Genomic DNA, 16,897 nt, shown 5'->3' with positions numbered 1-16,897 from the left:
TAGCGTGCTGGCGAGTGAGATGATGGGACGTCTGTTGTCGTGCTGCGACTGCAACTCTCATGATGCGGTATGTGCTTGAGATAACCAGCCTGATTGGTGTTGCTTAACTGCTTGATTTGTGGCTTGCAAGGCTCTTTCTGTATTCCCCAAACGGCACCACATGCTCAACGAAGCGGCGCACCTTGGCGAGCTCTCCCAGGTGTTCGGGGTAGACGAGGTAGTAGGCGTTGCGGCTGAGCAGTTGGTACGGCCATGCCAGGGCGAGCCGTTGGCTCTCCAGCTCTTCATCCACGGTGAAGTGGGGCACCAGTGCCACGCCGCCGCCTGCCATGGCGGTTCTGACCAGCATGGGGAAGGTTTCGAAACGGGTGCCGTGGTAGCTGCGCTCGGTCATGACGTGCTGGCTGGCAAACCAGTGGTGCCAGGCATCCGGGCGGGTCGAAAGGTGGAGCAGCGGGCGCTGCGTCAAATCATCGAGTGAATGAATCGGGTGCTGGGCCAGCCAGGCTGGGGAGGCGACGGCGACCATGAGGTCGTCGGCCAGCTTGTGGCAGGCCAGATTGGGCCAGCTGCCGTGCCCATACAAGAGGGCAATGTCGATGTTCTCCTGCTCCAGGTCGAAATCCTCGACGCGGTCGTGAAACGCCAGGCTGATACCAGGATGCGCCGCCATGAACGAGGGCAGCTTGTTGGCCAGCCAGCGGCTGCCGAAGCTGGGCAGGGTGGCGATGTTGAGCACTTCGCTGTGGCCGCTGTACGTCATGATGGCCTGGGTGGACATCTCGATTTGGGTCAGCACTTTGCGCACATCGCTCAGGAAAATCGCCCCTTCGGGGGTCAGCAGCAGGCTGCGGCGTACCCGGCGAAACAGCTTGTGCTCCAGGGTGGTTTCCAGCTGTGCCACCTGTTTGCTGACCGCGCTCTGGGTCAGGTTCAGCTCATCGGCAGCCCGGGTGAAGCTCATGTGGCGGGCGGCCGCTTCGAAGCACTGCATGGCGGTGATGGAAGGAAGATTGCGCATGGTGAACGCGGGCGCTCCTGGGCAAGCGTCACTCAACGGAATGACGGTAAGGGATCCCACCCTACCAAAGGGCTCCCTTGGGCGCCATACTGTTGGGTACCCGGTGCTCGCCGCTCTTTATAAAAGCCTTTAAGCATTCCTTTTTGGCATGCATTGAGTGCTTTTTTTCGTTTGTGGTTCGCTCCCCGAGTCGGTTTGATAGAACGCAGCGCAAGCACGTGTCATGAAGAGGCCATGAGGCTGGCGACGCGTGCCGTTCTTTATCGACCCAGAGAGCCACAACATGTCCTTTATCACCACTGATGCAATACGCGACCGTTTTTCCAAGGCGATGTCGGCCATGTATCAAGCGGAAGTGCCGCAGTACGGTGCGCTGCTGGAACTGGTCGAGCGGGTGAACCAGGAAACCCTTCAGCAGCAGCCCGCGCTGCACCGCCGCCTGAAGGCACAGGGCGAGCTGGCCCGGCTGAGCGTTGAGCGCCACGGGGCGATCCGGGTGGGCACCAAGGCCGAGCTTGCCATGTTGCGCCGGTTGTTTGCGGTCATGGGGATGTACCCGGTGGGGTATTACGACCTCTCGGAAGCGGGCGTGCCGGTGCACTCTACGGCGTTTCGGCCCATCGAAGACGAGGCCCTCGCGCTGAATCCTTTCCGAGTCTTTACCTCTTTATTGCGCCTGGAGCTGATCGAGAGCGAGGCGCTGCGCCGTCGCGCCGAGGAGATTCTGGCCCAGCGGGATATCTTTACCCCCACGGTGCGGGCGCTCATCCAGCGCCACGAAACTCAGGGTGGGTTGAGCAGTGAAGAGGCCGACCAGTTCGTCAGCGAGGCGCTGGAAACCTTCCGCTGGCATCAGGAAGCGACCGTCGACCTGGAAACCTATCAGGCGCTGCACGACGAGCATCGCCTGATTGCCGATGTGGTGTGTTTCAAGGGGCCGCACATCAACCACCTGACGCCCAGAACCCTGGATATCGACGAAGCACAGCGTCGTATGCCGAGCATGGGCATGAACCCCAAAGCGGTGATCGAAGGGCCGCCCCGCCGGGAGTGCCCCATGTTGCTGCGCCAAACCAGCTTTCGGGCGCTGGAGGAGTCGATTCGTTTCGCCGGGGAGGCCCAGGGCACCCATACGGCGCGCTTTGGTGAAATCGAGCAGCGCGGCATGGCGCTGACCCCCAAAGGGCGGGCACTTTATGATGAGCTGCTGAACCAGGGGCGTGCCCAGACCGTTGGCCTGGACAATGACGCCCATCAGGCCGTCATGGAGCGCGTGTTCACCGCGTTTCCGGACCACCACGAGGCGATTCGCACCGAGCAGCTGGCCTACTTCCACTATTACCTGACCGACGCCGGGCGGGCAGCCAAGGGCCGCGCTGAGCACGCCGACCTGGAAACGCTGCTGGCCCAGGGGTGGGTCGAGGCCCAGCCCATCACCTACGAAGACTTCCTGCCCGTTAGTGCCGCCGGTATTTTCCAATCCAACCTGGGCGGCAGTGAAAACGGCGCCTACGCCGGTAACGCAAACCGCGACGCCTTCGAAGCCGCCCTGGGCGCCCCGGTGCAGGATGAGCTGGCGCTATATGCCGAACGCGAACAGCGCTCGAAAGAGGCCGTGTTGGCGTGGTTGGGTGGAGCAGGTTAGGCGGGGAGAGAACTTATAGAAGAGTCTTGGATGAGCATATTGCGGCACGATGGTTTTAATCAGGCCACAATAATTCAGGTTTGCCAAGAGGTCAGCAGGGTACCTACTCCTCTTGGCAACCCTTTGCTTTACAGCATGGTTTGAAATATCAGTGCTTTGTTTAGGAGGGCATCAATTCATTAAAAATGAGCAATATGGCAATCAGTCTAGAAAATCAGCATCAATAGGCCTATGACGACCAGTAGGCCAATCATGAAAATGATGCCGACGGTGCTTGCCAGAAATTTCAACATGTTATCTCTCCTTGATTGTGATGATTAGCTCCTCATGAGCTAACGAGATAGGTGTATCCTTAGTTCATATACTGTACTCAATGTAGAAGCTAGCCCATGCTTGTGCAAATGTTGAGCACAAGCAGTTATATGCTTTGCTCAGCTATCTTCATGAAAATGAATGAAATCTTTTAAAGATAGCTGGCGGTGCGCGCATTTTCCTCGTCTGCTTCACGAAGCTTGAAGCTCAAGGCTAGGCACTGATGGTCGAGCGGATCAAACGCCCTTTTTCCTGCAGGAGCGGCAGGTGGTGTTTAAGCAGCGTCTCCATATCGACCCTGGCCGCATTGGTACTGATATTGATGGCGCCCAGCAGCTTTCCATTCATGTCAAATGCAGGGACGGCCAACGACCGCAAGCCTGGGTCCAGCTCCTGATCAGAGATGGCATAGCCTTGCTGACGAACCTTGTTGATGCATTTTTTAAGGTACTCTTTATCGGTAATCGTTTTCTCAGTATGGCGTTCGAGCACAATTCTCGATAAATAGGCATCCAATGCCGGTTCGGAGAGCTGAGCAAGCAGCACACGGCCCATGGAGGTGTGGGCCGCAGGCAGGCGTGTGCCCACAGAGAGCGAAATAGACATCAACCGATGGGGGGCTGCGGAGCGTGCGACATAAATCACCTCATCGCCATCCAGAATGCCTAGTGATGACGATTCCCCGCACTGCGCAGTAATATCCTCCAGATACTGCTGGATCACACTGCGGTAATTGTTGGCAGAGAGAAAAGAGTAGCCGAGCTGTAATACTTTGGGAGACAGCTCAAAGTAACGCTGCTGTTTTCTAACGTATCCCAGCGCATGTAGCGTCAGCAAAAATCGACGTGCTTTTGCGCGGTTCATGCCGGTGCGCGCAGCCACTTCGCTGAGGGTCATTCTGGGGTGTGAATCGTCAAACGCCATGATGACTTCCAGGCCGCTGGCAAGGGCGGTAACAAAGTCTCTGTCATCAGGCTGCAGGGCATCTGCCTGTAGAATATCTGCCATGTTGCATTCTCATTGGTGGATGCTTGGTCAGGCAACAATGTAGCATATTGTTCGAATGCCGAACAATTATTCCAGGATCAGCAATGCCTCTTCCAGTTGACTCAGGTCATTGATGACCACGGTATCGGCAGGGAAAGGGGATTGATGGGGCTCGGCCGCGACGCCAATGAATCGCGTGCCATTGGAGCGGGCCGCGCGGTAGTCATTGTAAGAGTCGCCAATCATGACGGTGTGCTTTGCGGCGTGGCCTTGTCTGACCAGCAGCTGCCCCAAACCAGTGGCTTTATCAGGCGGTGCCCCCACCGTCTCAATAAAGAATTGCGCAAGCTGCCGCTGTCACCGAGTTTATTGCGGCGGCGAAGCAGGTCGGTGCTGCGGTGGTGAGCGGTGTCAGCCTGTTCGTCTTTCAAGGCGTCGACGCCTTCAAGTTTTTTTGTGAAGATGACGCCAAACGCGAGGCAGCAGCGCAGCAATCGGCCACGCTATTTGCCCACTATCGCCGCCAACTGCTGAAGGAGAATGATGCATGAGCCAGGCTAAAGTGCTTGTCCTGCATGGGCCCAACCTGAATTTACTGGGCACTCGGCAGCCGGAAATCTACGGCTACGAGACGCTGGAAGACGTCAATAACGCGCTGCGTGAAAAAGCCGTGATGGCGGGATGGACGCTGAACTGCCTGCAGAGCAACCATGAGGGCGCCCTGATCGATGCCATTCACGCTGCACGCCTCGATGGCACCCAGGCGATCATTATCAACCCCGCCGCTTATACCCATACCTCTGTGGCTATCCTGGATGCTTTGAATGCCTTCGAGGGCACAGTGATCGAAGTGCACATTTCCAATGTGCACAAGCGTGAGCGCTTTCGCCACCACTCCTATGTCTCACTGCGGGCCGATGGTGTGATTGCCGGGCTGGGCACACAAGGCTACCAGGCGGCCCTGGACGCGGTGATGAAAGCCGCCGATCAGTAACACTCGCGGGAGCCATATCGCGCCTTGATGACGAGCCGCTTCCTGTAAGGCGACTCTGACCGTCATGAAGAGCATTTCATTGGCACTATCAAAAAGCCAGCCAGTGGGTAAGGCTGACCAGCCAGAGAATGAGGCTAAGGGTAAAAAAGGAAGCCACCGTGGCTACCAGCATGGCCGCCGTGCTGACCCCAGGCACTGCCCATGACCTTTGGGGTAAAAGTCGCGCATTGGGCCGTCGGCCTGGAGCGGTCCCTGCGTCGTTTGGGTGCCATTGAGCTTCCTGTGCAGTTTGGGGGTGCCGTGGGAGTGCACTCTGGCTGGGATGCTCAGGGCCTTGGGTGGATGGATGCGTTGGCAACGCATCTCGGTTTGGCAGCTCCAACGCTGCCTTGGCATACCGATCGTTACCCTGTTCACGCGCTTGGTACGGCCCTGGATGCCGTGGTCGGCGCTGCAGAAAAGGTAGCGCTGGATGTCTCCCTGCTGACCCAGACAGAAGTGGGCGAAGTCGCTGAGCCCTCTGCCCCCGGCATGGGGGAGTCCTCTTCCATGCCCCATAAACGCAACCCCGTACGCAGTGCCTTGATCCGCGGGGCTGCACGCCAGGTACATGGTCACGCCTCGGTGCTGTTGAATGCTGCCGCCCATCCATTGGAGAGGGGGCTGGGGGAGTGGCATGCCGAATGGGCGCCGCTCATCGAAAGCGCGCTGCTCACGGAAGGTGCGCTGGAGCAGCTGGTGGTGTTGCTCGAAGGGCTGGAAGTGTATCCAGAGTGCATGCAGCGCAACTTGCGGGCGACGGGCGGCGGCATCATGGCAGAGCCCGTGGCGAAGTTACTGACGGCCTGCCTCGGGCCTGAGCGCGCGAAGGCTTTGAGTGCTGAAGCGGCAGAAACCTCCCGTCTTCAGGCGCGGCCCTACGCGGAAGTCCTGCTCGAATATCCTGACGTTAACCGTCAACTAACGCCTGAAGAGCTGAGCCGGGTGTGTGACCCCGCTTTATACCTTGGTAGCAGCGAGGAGCAGGTGATACGCGCAAAAAATTGGCTTTTAAACATATAAGTTTTTGTTATTTAATGTTTTTGTTGGGTTTTCGAGAATGCCTTCCATCATGCTCGATAGGCATTCAGTGAAGAAGCCATTTGACCCCATTATCGTTCGACAGTAACTTGTTCGTATAGAGAATCTATGTTCGTTTAACGAACATAACGAGTTAGTACGCCAATACGAATAAGTACGCCAACGTCCAGTGAAGAGGCAACCAACAATGGCCGAGTTTCTCAGCTTGCATGACGCGGTAGCGCGCTACGTCCAGGACGGCGCTACCGTTGCCATGGAAGGGTTTACCCATTTGATTCCTTTTGCGGCAGGTCACGAAGTGATCCGCCAGAAAAAGCGCGACCTGACGCTGATTCGGATGACCCCAGATATCATCTACGACCAGCTGATCGGGGCGGGTTGCGCCAGGAAAGTGATCTTTTCCTGGGGCGGTAATCCGGGCGTGGGTTCCTTGCATCGCCTGCGCGATGCCGTTGAGAAAGGCTGGCCGCATCAGGTCGAGATTCTGGAGCATAGCCACGCCGCCATGGCCTGCGCCTTCGAAGCAGGGGCCGCTGGCCTGCCGCTGGCCGTGCTGCGTGGCTACGTGGGGAGCGAGCTACCCAGCGTCAATGAGCAGATCAAGTTCATCGAATGCCCCTTTACCGGCGAGCGCTTGGCCGCCGTGCCCTCCGTGCGCCCCGACGACTTTGCCGCCGCGATTTTCAAGGCAGTACTGGCTGACGCGCCGAACCTGGACCCGGCGGCCATCGAAGAAGTCTTTATGGGCTGCGCCAACCAGGCGGGAGAAGACAACCGCAACGTGGCGCGCATGGCGTCGCTGCTGGCGGGCATGCCCACCTCGGTTCCCGGCACGACCATGAACCGTCTGTGTGGTTCGGGGATGGATGCCGTGGGCACCGCTTTCCGTGCCATCAAGGCGGGCGAAATGGAGCTGGCGTTGGCGGGCGGTGTGGAGTCCATGTCTCGGGCGCCCTACGTCATGGGCAAGGCCGACAGTGCCTTTGCCCGCAGCCAGACCATCGAAGACACCACCATCGGCTGGCGCTTTATCAATCCTGCGATGAAGAAGGCCTATGGGGTGGACTCCATGCCGGAAACCGCCGAAAACGTCGCTGAGCAGTTCAATATCTCCCGGGAAGACCAGGACGCCTTTGCGCTGCGCTCCCAGCAAAAAGCCGCCGCGGCCCAAAAGGCCGGTCGCTTTGCCCAGGAGATCACCGCCATCGAGATTCCGCGTCGCAAGCAGGCAGCGCTGCTTTTCGACCAGGACGAACACCTGCGGGAAACCACGCTGGAGAAGCTTGCGGGCCTGCCGACGCCTTTCCGTGATGGGGGCAGCGTCACGGCGGGCAACGCCTCGGGCGTCAACGACGGAGCGGCGGCCATGCTGGTGGCCAGCGAAGCCGCAGTCAAACGCCATGGCCTGACCCCGATGGCCAAAATCATCGGCATGGCCACTGCCGGTGTCGAACCATGCATCATGGGTTACGGACCGGTGCCCGCCGTGCAGAAGTTGCTCGAGCGCACGGGGATCGCCATGGACGATATCGATGTGTTCGAATTCAACGAGGCCTTTGCTGCCCAGGCCTTGGCCTGTATGCGCGACTTGGGGCTGGCCGACGATGACCCACGCGTCAACCCGAACGGAGGTGCCATCGCTCTGGGGCACCCGCTAGGGATGTCGGGCGCGCGGCTGCTGCTGACGGCGGCCCACGAACTGCAAAACAGTGGCAAGCGCTATGCGCTGTGCACCATGTGTGTCGGCGTGGGGCAGGGCATTGCGACGCTGATCGAACGCGTTTGAGCATACGCTAAACGAAAAGTGCCTGGCATCAGGCACTTTCAATACGTCATCTTGACACTAGAAGATCAACATCAGTAGCCCAATGACCACCAGCAGGCCAATCATGAAAATGATACCGACGGTGCTTGCCAGGAATTTCAACATGTCGCTTCTTCTTAAGTGTATCGGTCAGCTCTTCATGAACTAACGGCGCAGCTACTGGCGAAAGCCTTGAAGATGGCCGCTTCAGCCTTCGAGTTAAAGGGTAGGAGTCACTAGGGGTTTGTGCAAACGAGCGTACCTGGAACGCTTATTCAGACGAGTGTTTGGCGCTCAGGGTGATGCCGATGGCAAAATGCCAGTTTCCTGTAGTCATTGAAAGGTTGCCCACTCGATGACTGCGACGCCTGGAGACGATTCTGGTGACGCCTATGACCCTTCTCGATAAACGGGCCTTCTACCTGTTTGAAGTCAGTAGCTGCGGGGGGATTCGCGCGGCGGCGGAGCATCTTCAGCTGAACCCTTCCGTGGTGAGTCGGCAGGTGCGCTCGCTGGAGCAGGCGCTGGGTATGGCGCTGCTGGAGCGCCAGGGGCGTCATGTGATGCTTACCGAGGCTGGCCAGTTGGTCGTGGAGGGCTTTCTGGCCCAGCGGCGCTTGAATGCCGAGCTGACCGATACGCTGGCGCGGCTGCGCAATTTGCAGGCGGGCAAGGTCGTGGTGTCGGTGGGGGATGGGTTCGTGGACAGTTTCATCAATCACGTGATGCGGCGCGTTGCCGAGCACTACCCTGAGGTGCTGATCGAGATCAAGACCGGCATCTACTACCCGCGTGAACCCCATGACATGGTGGCGAACGATGAAGTGGACATCGCCATTACCTATGGCCCTATTTCGGACCCTCGGTTGGTGGTGCACTCGTTCGAGCGGGGGCCGCTGTGTGCGCTGGTGGCGCCGTTTCACCCTTTGGCCAGGCAGTCCAGCGTGAGCGTGGCAGAGCTGTTGCAGCAGAAGTTGATCTTCCTGCCGGAGGTGTCCGGGTCGCAGCAGTTCGTGAATGCCCTGTTTGCAGCAGCGGGGCAGCCAGCCACGCCCGCGTATCGCTGCAATTTGCACTCGGTGGCCCGGCGCATGGCCAGTGCGGGGGTGGGGGTCGCGTTCATGACGGCGGCGGCGGCGCGCAGCGAGATCGAGGCAGGGTTGCTGCAGGCGGTGCCCATCGATCACCCCATGGCCGCCCGCAGCCAGGGCAATCTGGTACGCCGCGTCGGCAGAAGGCTGTCGCCCGCTGCCGACTATTTGTGGAAGCTGATGAAAGCGATGCAGTAAGGCTAGTTCGCCATCATGTAGACCCCTGGGCCGATGGGCCAGCCCATCATCAACCAGAACATCAGAAACGCCGACCAGGCCAGCAAAAAGCCCATGGCCAAGGGCAACATGGTGGCGATCAAGGTGCCTAGCCCCATGTCCGGTTTGTAACGCTGCATGTACACCAGTGCCACCGAAAAGTAGGGGCTCATGGGCGAGATGATGTTGGTGCTGGAGTCGCCGATGCGGAACATCGCCAGCACGAAGGCCGGGTCGAAGTCGATCATCATCAGCATGGGCACGAACACCGGTGCCATCAGCGCCCACTGGGCCGAGCCGCTGGTCATGAAGATGTTGAGGGTGGCGCTCATGACGATGAACGCGCCCACCAGCGGCAGCCCGGTGAAGCCCGTGTTCTGGAGAATGTTGGAGCCCTCGATGGCGATATACTGCCCCAGTGCCGACCAGCCGAAATAGGCGATGAACTGGGAAATGGCAAAGAACAGCACCAGCGTGGGGGCCAGGTCGCTGGCAGATTCGGCCATGCGCTGCGGGACGTCGCGACTGCTGGTGATCTTGCCCGTGGTGATGCCATACACTAGGCCAATCGTCACGAAGTAGAGAAACATCAGCGGAACGAGAGAGCTCAAAAACGGCGAGGGAATCAAACCGCCGTCATCGTTGCGCAGCGGTGAGGCCTCCGGCAACACGGCCAGTAACACCAGCGCGATGTACGCCAGCGTTGCCAGCCCCACGCGCTTGAGGCCCCGGCGTTCCGAAGCGGTCAGCTCATGGGTTACCACGTCGGTCTTGAAGTCCTTGCTCATGGGCAGCGTGCGCTGCAGGCGGGGCTCCACGACCTTGTCGATCAGCAAGGTGCCGACCATCGCCAGCACGAAGACCGAACAGGCAACGAAGTAGTAGTTGTCGACGGGCGAGACATACGCCTCGGGGTCGACCAGCCGCGCTGCTTCCGTGGTGATGCCCGCGAACAGCGCATCCCCGACGGTGATGAACAGGCTGGCATCGAAGCCAGCCCCGGCGGCGGCATAGGCCGCCGCGGCTCCGGCCACTGGGTGGCGGCCAACGGAGTAATAGACCATGGCCGCCAGGGGAATCAAAATCAGGTAGTTGGCATCTGATGCAATGCTGCCGCAAATGCCTGCCATGAAGACGCAAAACGTCAGCAGCGACGGGGGAGCCTTGGCCACGCTGACCTGCATGAGCGTCGACATCAAGCCCACCTTGTCGGCCAGGCCGATACCGAACATCACCACCAGAATCAGCCCCAGCGGCGGAAAGTTCACGAAGTTGCTGACCACGCTGGTCAGCATGAACTCGACCCCCTCGGCCGATAGCAGGCTGCGCACGACGACCTCGTCGCCGGTTTGGGGGTTGATGGCCGAGACGCCCAGTGCCGACAGCAGGGCCGAGACCACGACCACCAGCGCGGCGAGCACAGTAAACAGAATAAAGGGGTGCGGCAGCTTGTTGCCCACCCGTTCAATGGAAGTCAGAACACCTTGCATGAGTGAATCCTTGTTGAGACGTTGTTATTGCAATCGTGTTGGAGGTGTCGCTCAACGGCGCTGGAGCAGTGAACGGGCCAGCGCCACGAACATCCCGGCGGCCACCGGCAAGATGGCATCGTTGAAGTCGTAATGTTCGTTGTGGAGGTACGCGCTGTCGCCATTGCCCACGAAGAAGAAGCAGCCAGGCACCTCTTGCAGGTAGAAGGCAAAATCTTCGGCGCCCATGGTGGGCATGTAATCGAGCTGCTGGATGTCTGGGCTGACCCCCTGCTCGGTAGCGATGGCCAGCACCTGCCGGGACCACTCGGCGTCGTTGACCAGCGGCGGAATCTGATGCTGATGCTCCAGCGAGAAGTGGGCGCCGTGGGCGGCACACACCCCGGCCACCACTTGTTCCAGTTTGCCCACCAGGGCGTTGCGTGAGCTTTCACGGTCGCTGCGAATATTGACCAGCAGCTCTGCCGTGCCCGGAATGACATTGGCGGCATCGCCCGCATGAAAGGCGGCCACGGTGATCACGCCAGCTTCCAGGGGTGATTTATGGCGGCCCACCAGCCCTTGCAACTGCTGCACCAGCGACGCCCCCACATAAATGGGGTCGACCGCCAGATGCGGCATGGCAGCGTGGCCCGATACGCCCGACAAGGTGATCTTGAAGGTATCGTTACCGCCCATGGCCGGACCGGGTTTGACGAATAGCTGCCCTGCGGGAAAGCCTGGGCGGTTGTGGTAGCCAAAAATGGCCTCTACCTGCGGGTGCTGGAGCACACCGGCCTTGACCATTTTATCCGCACCGTTGCCGCCCTCTTCACCCGGTTGAAACAGCAGCTTGATGTAGCCGCAAAGCTGGTCGCGCTGGGCGATGATGGCTTCTGCGGCCAGCAGCAGCGTGGCGGTGTGCCCGTCGTGGCCGCAGGCATGCATCAGCCCGTCGCGCTGGGAGCGGTGCTCGAACGCGTTGGCTTCCCTGATGGGCAGGGCATCCATATCGGCCCGAAAGGCAATCACGGGGCCGGGGCGGCCGGTGTCCAGCTCGGCCATGACGCCGGTGGTCGCCAAACCTTCGGTCACGTGATACCCCAGGTCGCGCAAGCGCTGGGCCACGAGACGGGCGGTCTGCGTTTCCTCGAACTTCAGCTCTGGGTGTTGGTGCAACTGGTGCCGGATGGCAACCGCCGCGTCGACCTGTGCGTCATTGAAAAAGGGGGTGTAAGGCATTTCCTGTCCTCTGGTGCCGTTGTCAGTGTCGTTATGGGCATCTATCACGCTAAGCGACTTGGCGGGCAGGAACGAGTACCAGAAAACGTTGGGATTGTTGCTTGTGGAGCAACACTCGGCGTTACCGAGCAGGCTGGCTGCCAGCCGCTCGCTTCATTAGGCTGCGGATGTGCGTCGTTCAGTAACGTGTTTTTGGTACTGCCGTCCCGCGAAACCGCTTGGGGAGTCTCGATGAAAGGTGTCGCGATCTTGGTGGGCAGCTGGAGCAGGCGAGAAACAATCGTTCACGATTTCGGAGTGTCCACCGCCATTTCGTTATGTAACGATGGCATGGAAAAGGTATGAAGGGTGGCGGGCATGACCGGCAGGTGGGGGGCAGGCCCTGAAGTGACCATCGAGATGGCGCGGTGTGCCAACAAGGGAGGACCTATGCTGACCAAAGAGCGGGTGATGTTTCGTAATAACGTCAAAGTCATGGGCAGCGGCGACACCACGCTGATCCTGGCCCATGGGTTTGGCTGCGATCAGAACATGTGGCAGTACCTGGTACCCAAGTTGAAAGATACCTATACCCTGGTGCTGTTCGACTACGTAGGGTCGGGGGATTCGCTGAAATCCGACTTCAACGAGGTACGCTACAGCACGCTGGATGGCTATGCCCGAGATGTCATCGAAGTGTGTGAAGCGCTGGAATTGACCAACACCGTCTTTATTGGCCACTCCGTCAGCAGCAATATCGGTTTGCTGGCCGCCGCGCAGGCGCCTGAACGCATTACCCGGCAAGTGATGGTGTGCCCTTCACCGTGCTTTTTGAACATGCCCCCCGACTATTTCGGTGGGTTCGAAAAGGCCGACCTGGATTCGCTGATCGACTTGATGGAGAGCAGCCATACCGGCTGGGCCGAGTATTTGGCGCCTATCGTGGTGGGGGAAGAGGGCACTGAAGACCTCGTCGGCGAGCTGTCGGAGAGTTTCTGCTCCACCGATCCGACCGTGGCCAAGACCTTTGCCGTGGCAACGTTCTTTTCCGATTATCGTTACCTGTTGCCCATCTCGGAACACCCGACGCTGATCCTGCAAAGCGAGGATGACAAGCTGGCCAGCGTGGCCGTGGGCGAGTTCGTGCACCAGCTGATGCCCAACAGCCTGCTCAGCGTCATGCCCACCAAAGGGCATTGTATTCACATGACCCACCCGGACGCCGTCGCCGAGCAGGTCATTCGCTGGCTGAACAAAGCTGCCTGAGCGATGGCCCAGGCGGCTTTGCCATCACTTGACGGGCTTGGAAGCCGCCAGCGTGTAGAGGAATTCCAGCCCTAACGTGGCGGCGGCCAGCGAGGTAATGTCGCCGTGATCATAGGCCGGATTGACTTCCACCAGGTCCATGCCCACCAGCTCCATGCCGACCATGCCGCGAACCACCTTGAGCATCAGGTCCGTGGAGAGACCACCGCACACGGGGGTGCCGGTGCCGGGCGCAAAGGCCGGGTCGAGGCCGTCGATATCCAGCGTCACGTAGGCGGGGTGATGACCTACCCGCGCGCGAATGCGCTCCAGTACTGCCGCCGGGCCGTGGTCGTTCACCCAGTCGGCGTCCAGCACCTCGTAAGGGTGGTTGTGGCGGTCATAGCTGGTACGAATACCAATCTGCAGTGAATGCTCCGGGACGACCAGGCCTTCCTTCAGTGCATGATGGAAGATGGTGCCGTGATCATAGCGTGTGCCTTGCTCGTAGGTATCGGTGTGAGCATCGAAATGAATCAGCGCCAGCGGGCCGTGTTCACGGGCATGGGCACGCAGCAGCGGCAGGCTGATGTAGTGGTCGCCACCCAGCGTCAGCATCTTTTTACCCGCTTTCAGCCAGCGCATGGCGTGGCTTTCCAGGTTGTCGATCAGGCTTTCTGGTTCGCCATAGGCGTAGTCCAGGTTGCCGGCATCGCACACCCGCAGGCGCTCTTCCAACGCAAAATCCCACGGCCAACGCTTGCCTTCCCAAATCAGGTTGGCCGTGCTTTGGCGAATCGCATTAGGCCCCATGCGCGTGCCCGAGCGGCCGGAGCAGGCCAGATCGAACGGCACACCGCTGACCACGACCTCGGCGTCGGTAGCGCTTGGGTCGGTGGCTTTGGGTACCCCCATGAAGGTGGAGATGACGTCACCAAACAGGCTCGGCATGATCTGCGATGGGTTCACCTAATGTGTTCTCCTATCAGCGTGCAGCGGGGGAAACGTGGGTTCGCGAGGCGAGAAAGCGCGACGATAAGGAATTTTTGGCGATGAATGAAATGAATGTTTAGAATGAAATCATTCATCTTATGGATAGTGAGCCCTCATGCGTTCGTTACGCCATTTTGACCTGAATTTGCTGCTCGTCTTCGAGATGCTGATGCGCGAGCGCCATGTCACCCGTGCGGCGGAAAAGCTCCATTTGAGCCAGCCCGCCCTGAGTCATGCGCTCAAGCGCCTGCGTGAAGCGCTGGATGACCCGCTGCTGGTGCGTTCCGGGCAAGGGCTGCAGCCGACCCCCCGTGCCTTGGCACTGTTGCCGGTCGTGCAGCAATCCCTGGCCGCCCTGCAGGCGGGGCTGGCACCCCCCGCGACCTTTGCAGCCGCCACCAGTACGCGGCGCTTCACCCTGGCCACCACGGATTATTTCGAGGAGGTCATGTACCCGGCGTTTTTGAGCCAGCTGCTGCGCAGTGCGCCCGGTCTCAGTTTTTCGATAGAGCTGATTACCCCCGACGTGCTGAACGAGGCACTGGAGCAGCGTCAGGTGGATATGGTGGTGGGGCTGGATCGCCAATCGTCGCTGCCCAGTGGCGTGGTGCAAACCCCCTGGCTGCATGAGGAGCTGGTGTGCCTGGTGGCGCAGCACAACCCCCACGTGGGGGATGCGCTGGCGCTGGAGGCGTTTGCTCAGCTGGCGCACGTCGAGTTGGCCGACATCAGCGGCTTGCTGCCCAGCCCCATCGAGAACTGCCTGGCTCAGCACGGGTTGACGCGCCGTGTCATCTCCAAGAACTTGAACTACATTGCCGCTGCCCGCGTGGTTGCCCTCACCGATGCCATCATGACCCTGCCACGCCAGATGGCCGAGCGCTTCGTGGCCATGCTGCCGGTACGCATGGTGACGCCGCCCGCCGCGCTGCCCGCCCTCACCATGACGCTGATCCAGCATCAGCTTTACCTCAATGCCCCTGCCAACGTGTGGCTCACCGATCAACTGATGGCCTTTGCCAGCAGCAGCACCCGCTAGCAGTGCCCCAGGATGTCGTCGCTCTACAACCGGGTTGCATCAAAGGTTGAATGGCCACTGGCGGGCCTGGCGTTAGATCCTAAACTGCTAACGAGCAACGCCATGGCGTTGCCATGACACGACGGCGTACCCGCTTCTGAGGTTGGCAATACACGGGGAGAGGCGTGCGCAGGGCGGGCTAACCAGGGAGAACGCGTGTGAAAATAGGCGCACCAAAAGAGAGTGCTAAAGGCGAGGCGCGGGTCGCGCTGACGCCGGACAGCGCACAGCAGCTCCACAAGCTGGGCCATGAGTGCCTGGTAGAAGCGGGTGCGGGGGCAGGGGCCGGGTTCAGTGATGAGGCGTACCGGGCGGCTGGCGTCACCGTGGTCGAACGCGCCGAGGCGCTATGGCAAGAAGCCGACGTGGTCGTCAAGGTACGTGAGCCCTCCGAGCAAGAGGCGCAGTGGCTGCGCGAAGGCCAAACGCTGATCGCGTTCTTCTGGCCAGCCCAACACGCAGCGCTGCTGGAAACCTGCAAAGCCCAGGGCGCCACCGTGATCGCCATGGACATGGTGCCGCGTATTTCTCGGGCCCAGAAGATGGATGCGCTCTCTTCCATGGCCAACATTGCGGGTTATCGGGCGGTGATCGAGGCGGGCAACAATTTTGGCCGCTTCTTTACTGGCCAGGTGACCGCTGCGGGCAAGGTGCCCCCTGCCAAGGTGCTGGTGATCGGGGCGGGCGTGGCGGGGTTGGCGGCAATCGGTACCGCTACCAGCCTGGGCGCTGTGGTGCGTGCCTTCGATGTGCGCCCGGAAGTTTCCGAGCAGATCGAGTCCATGGGCGCCGAGTTTCTGTTCCTCGATTTCGAAGACGCCCAGGACGGCGCGGAAAGCGGTGGCTATGCCTCGCCCTCCAGCCCTGAGTTTCGGGAAAAGCAGCTGGCATGTTTCCGCGCGCAGGCGCCCGAGGTAGACATCGTCATCACTACGGCGCTGATTCCCGGCAAACCCGCGCCCAAACTGTGGTTGGACGACATGGTGGCGGCCATGAAACCCGGCTCGGTGATCGTCGATCTGGCCGCCGAAAAGGGCGGCAACTGCGACCTCACCCAGCCCGATGCGCGCGTGGTGAGCGATAACGGCGTGGTGGTGATTGGCTATACCGACTTTCCCTCACGCATGGCCACCCAGGCATCGCTGCTGTATGCCACCAACATTCGCCATATGCTCAGTGACTTGACGCCGGAGAAGGATGGCGTGCTCCACCACAATATGGATGATGACGTGATTCGTGGGGCCACGGTGACCCACCAGGGGGAAATCACCTTTCCGCCACCCCCGCCCAAGGTCAAGGCCATTGGCGCGGCCAAGCCAAAGAAGAAAGAGAAGCAGCCCTCGCCGGAAGAGAAGAAGGCCACCGAGCAGGCGGCCTTCAAGGCACAGACCAAACGCCAGGTCGGCCTGTTGGCGGCAGGCGGTGCCGTGATGCTGCTGCTGGGGCAAGTCGCGCCAGCGTCGTTCATGCAGCATTTCATCGTCTTCGTGCTGGCCTGCTTCATTGGCTTCCAGGTGATCTGGAACGTGAGCCACTCGCTGCATACGCCGCTCATGGCGGTGACCAATGCCATTTCCGGGATCATCATCCTGGGGGCCATCCTGCAGATGGGGTCGGGGAGCGGAGTGGTGAGCGTGCTGGCGGCGATTTCGGTACTGATCGCGTCTATCAATATCGTGGGTGGCTTCCAGGTGACACGCCGGATGCTGGCCATGTTCCAGAAATCCTGAGCGGCGGAGAA

Annotated in this window: 17 protein-coding genes and 1 pseudogene; 10 read left to right on the top strand and 8 right to left on the bottom strand. The window is 60.2% G+C overall.

What is annotated here, in order from left to right:
• Positions 1 to 103: 103 nt before the first annotated feature.
• The gene (locus tag HSS18214_RS18140; protein WP_016915332.1) at positions 104 to 1,021 is read right to left on the bottom strand and encodes a LysR substrate-binding domain-containing protein; all 918 of its coding nucleotides are present in this window, start codon (positions 1,019 to 1,021) and stop codon (positions 104 to 106) included.
• Between the two features lie 283 nt (positions 1,022 to 1,304).
• On the opposite strand from HSS18214_RS18140, the gene hglS reads away from it, so the two are divergent.
• Positions 1,305 to 2,666, top strand: a complete 1,362-nt coding sequence (gene hglS / locus HSS18214_RS0110910) for a 2-oxoadipate dioxygenase/decarboxylase HglS (RefSeq protein WP_016915330.1) — start codon at positions 1,305 to 1,307, stop codon at positions 2,664 to 2,666.
• 206 nt (positions 2,667 to 2,872) lie between these two features.
• Here the strand turns inward: hglS and HSS18214_RS19820 are convergent, their stop codons facing one another.
• From HSS18214_RS19820 to HSS18214_RS19555, 3 genes are all read right to left on the bottom strand, one after another.
• Entirely contained in the window at positions 2,873 to 2,959 is an 87-nt protein-coding gene (locus HSS18214_RS19820; RefSeq protein ID WP_443089279.1) for a small membrane protein YohP, read from the bottom strand.
• 232 nt (positions 2,960 to 3,191) lie between these two features.
• Positions 3,192 to 3,986, bottom strand: a complete 795-nt coding sequence (locus HSS18214_RS0110900; RefSeq protein ID WP_016915329.1) for an IclR family transcriptional regulator domain-containing protein — start codon at positions 3,984 to 3,986, stop codon at positions 3,192 to 3,194.
• A gap of 66 nt (positions 3,987 to 4,052) precedes the next feature.
• On the bottom strand, positions 4,053 to 4,289 hold the full coding sequence (locus tag HSS18214_RS19555; RefSeq protein ID WP_272942916.1) for an HAD family hydrolase: 237 nt from the start codon (positions 4,287 to 4,289) through the stop codon (positions 4,053 to 4,055).
• A gap of 77 nt (positions 4,290 to 4,366) precedes the next feature.
• Between HSS18214_RS19555 and HSS18214_RS18800 the strand changes: the two genes are divergently transcribed.
• The 5 genes and pseudogenes from HSS18214_RS18800 (at position 4,367) to pcaF (ending at position 7,825) form a co-directional block, all read left to right on the top strand.
• Complete coding sequence (locus HSS18214_RS18800) at positions 4,367 to 4,516, top strand: hypothetical protein (protein ID WP_237718612.1); 150 nt, start codon at positions 4,367 to 4,369, stop codon at positions 4,514 to 4,516.
• Positions 4,513 to 4,959, top strand: a complete 447-nt coding sequence (aroQ, locus tag HSS18214_RS0110885; RefSeq protein WP_016915326.1) for a type II 3-dehydroquinate dehydratase — start codon at positions 4,513 to 4,515, stop codon at positions 4,957 to 4,959. The genes HSS18214_RS18800 and aroQ overlap by 4 nt, the downstream gene beginning before the upstream one ends.
• 201 nt (positions 4,960 to 5,160) lie before the next feature.
• Complete coding sequence (locus HSS18214_RS18130) at positions 5,161 to 6,021, top strand: lyase family protein (protein WP_016915324.1); 861 nt, start codon at positions 5,161 to 5,163, stop codon at positions 6,019 to 6,021.
• A gap of 205 nt (positions 6,022 to 6,226) precedes the next feature.
• Positions 6,227 to 6,583, top strand: a pseudogene (locus tag HSS18214_RS19550) (CoA transferase subunit A); the annotation flags it as partial.
• Between the two features lie 54 nt (positions 6,584 to 6,637).
• Complete coding sequence (gene pcaF / locus HSS18214_RS0110870; protein ID WP_050980310.1) at positions 6,638 to 7,825, top strand: 3-oxoadipyl-CoA thiolase; 1,188 nt, start codon at positions 6,638 to 6,640, stop codon at positions 7,823 to 7,825.
• 57 nt (positions 7,826 to 7,882) lie between these two features.
• Here pcaF and HSS18214_RS19815 read toward each other — a convergent pair whose 3' ends face one another.
• The gene (locus HSS18214_RS19815) at positions 7,883 to 7,969 is read right to left on the bottom strand and encodes a small membrane protein YohP (protein WP_443089279.1); all 87 of its coding nucleotides are present in this window, start codon (positions 7,967 to 7,969) and stop codon (positions 7,883 to 7,885) included.
• A 266-nt stretch (positions 7,970 to 8,235) separates the two neighbouring features.
• Here HSS18214_RS19815 and HSS18214_RS0110860 point away from each other — a divergent pair, with 266 nt between their 5' ends.
• Positions 8,236 to 9,132 (top strand): LysR family transcriptional regulator, encoded by an 897-nt coding sequence (locus HSS18214_RS0110860; protein WP_016915322.1) that lies wholly within the window; start codon positions 8,236 to 8,238, stop codon positions 9,130 to 9,132.
• 2 nt (positions 9,133 to 9,134) lie between these two features.
• Here the strand turns inward: HSS18214_RS0110860 and HSS18214_RS0110855 are convergent, their stop codons facing one another.
• Positions 9,135 to 10,640, bottom strand: a complete 1,506-nt coding sequence (locus HSS18214_RS0110855; RefSeq protein ID WP_016915321.1) for an AbgT family transporter — start codon at positions 10,638 to 10,640, stop codon at positions 9,135 to 9,137.
• Between the two features lie 51 nt (positions 10,641 to 10,691).
• Positions 10,692 to 11,861, bottom strand: a complete 1,170-nt coding sequence (locus HSS18214_RS0110850) for a M20 metallopeptidase family protein (protein ID WP_016915320.1) — start codon at positions 11,859 to 11,861, stop codon at positions 10,692 to 10,694.
• 429 nt (positions 11,862 to 12,290) lie between these two features.
• On the opposite strand from HSS18214_RS0110850, the gene HSS18214_RS0110845 reads away from it, so the two are divergent.
• Positions 12,291 to 13,106 (top strand): alpha/beta fold hydrolase, encoded by an 816-nt coding sequence (locus HSS18214_RS0110845; protein ID WP_016915319.1) that lies wholly within the window; start codon positions 12,291 to 12,293, stop codon positions 13,104 to 13,106.
• Between the two features lie 24 nt (positions 13,107 to 13,130).
• Here HSS18214_RS0110845 and speB read toward each other — a convergent pair whose 3' ends face one another.
• On the bottom strand, positions 13,131 to 14,036 hold the full coding sequence (speB, locus tag HSS18214_RS0110840; protein WP_050980309.1) for an agmatinase: 906 nt from the start codon (positions 14,034 to 14,036) through the stop codon (positions 13,131 to 13,133).
• A gap of 157 nt (positions 14,037 to 14,193) precedes the next feature.
• On the opposite strand from speB, the gene HSS18214_RS0110835 reads away from it, so the two are divergent.
• Together HSS18214_RS0110835 and HSS18214_RS0110830 are read left to right on the top strand one after the other, a co-directional pair.
• Positions 14,194 to 15,117 (top strand): LysR family transcriptional regulator, encoded by a 924-nt coding sequence (locus HSS18214_RS0110835; protein ID WP_016915317.1) that lies wholly within the window; start codon positions 14,194 to 14,196, stop codon positions 15,115 to 15,117.
• A gap of 197 nt (positions 15,118 to 15,314) precedes the next feature.
• Positions 15,315 to 16,886 carry a Re/Si-specific NAD(P)(+) transhydrogenase subunit alpha gene (locus HSS18214_RS0110830; RefSeq protein ID WP_016915316.1) on the top strand — a complete coding sequence of 524 codons (1,572 nt, stop codon included), beginning with the start codon at positions 15,315 to 15,317 and terminating at the stop codon, positions 16,884 to 16,886.
• Positions 16,887 to 16,897 lie beyond the last annotated feature (11 nt).

It is taken from the genome of Vreelandella stevensii S18214 (genome assembly GCF_000275725.1).
Classification (GTDB): Bacteria; Pseudomonadota; Gammaproteobacteria; order Pseudomonadales; family Halomonadaceae; genus Vreelandella; species Vreelandella stevensii.
The sequence above is the reverse complement of the archived record's forward strand: the minus strand, read 5'-3'. Positions and strand labels throughout refer to the sequence as shown.

Excerpts from the sequence above, each read along its gene's own strand:
- HSS18214_RS18140 (WP_016915332.1), bottom strand. The coding sequence starts at position 1,021 with ATGCGCAATCTTCCTTCCATCACCGCCATGCAGTGCTTCGAAGCGGCC.
- hglS (WP_016915330.1), top strand. The coding sequence starts at position 1,305 with ATGTCCTTTATCACCACTGATGCAATACGCGACCGTTTTTCCAAGGCG.
- HSS18214_RS19820 (WP_443089279.1), bottom strand. The coding sequence starts at position 2,959 with ATGTTGAAATTTCTGGCAAGCACCGTCGGCATCATTTTCATGATTGGC.
- HSS18214_RS0110900 (WP_016915329.1), bottom strand. The coding sequence starts at position 3,986 with ATGGCAGATATTCTACAGGCAGATGCCCTGCAGCCTGATGACAGAGAC.
- aroQ (WP_016915326.1), top strand. The coding sequence starts at position 4,513 with ATGAGCCAGGCTAAAGTGCTTGTCCTGCATGGGCCCAACCTGAATTTA.
- HSS18214_RS18130 (WP_016915324.1), top strand. The coding sequence starts at position 5,161 with ATGACCTTTGGGGTAAAAGTCGCGCATTGGGCCGTCGGCCTGGAGCGG.
- HSS18214_RS19815 (WP_443089279.1), bottom strand. The coding sequence starts at position 7,969 with ATGTTGAAATTCCTGGCAAGCACCGTCGGTATCATTTTCATGATTGGC.
- HSS18214_RS0110860 (WP_016915322.1), top strand. The coding sequence starts at position 8,236 with ATGACCCTTCTCGATAAACGGGCCTTCTACCTGTTTGAAGTCAGTAGC.
- HSS18214_RS0110855 (WP_016915321.1), bottom strand. The coding sequence starts at position 10,640 with ATGCAAGGTGTTCTGACTTCCATTGAACGGGTGGGCAACAAGCTGCCG.
- HSS18214_RS0110850 (WP_016915320.1), bottom strand. The coding sequence starts at position 11,861 with ATGCCTTACACCCCCTTTTTCAATGACGCACAGGTCGACGCGGCGGTT.
- HSS18214_RS0110845 (WP_016915319.1), top strand. The coding sequence starts at position 12,291 with ATGCTGACCAAAGAGCGGGTGATGTTTCGTAATAACGTCAAAGTCATG.
- speB (WP_050980309.1), bottom strand. The coding sequence starts at position 14,036 with ATGCCGAGCCTGTTTGGTGACGTCATCTCCACCTTCATGGGGGTACCC.
- HSS18214_RS0110835 (WP_016915317.1), top strand. The coding sequence starts at position 14,194 with ATGCGTTCGTTACGCCATTTTGACCTGAATTTGCTGCTCGTCTTCGAG.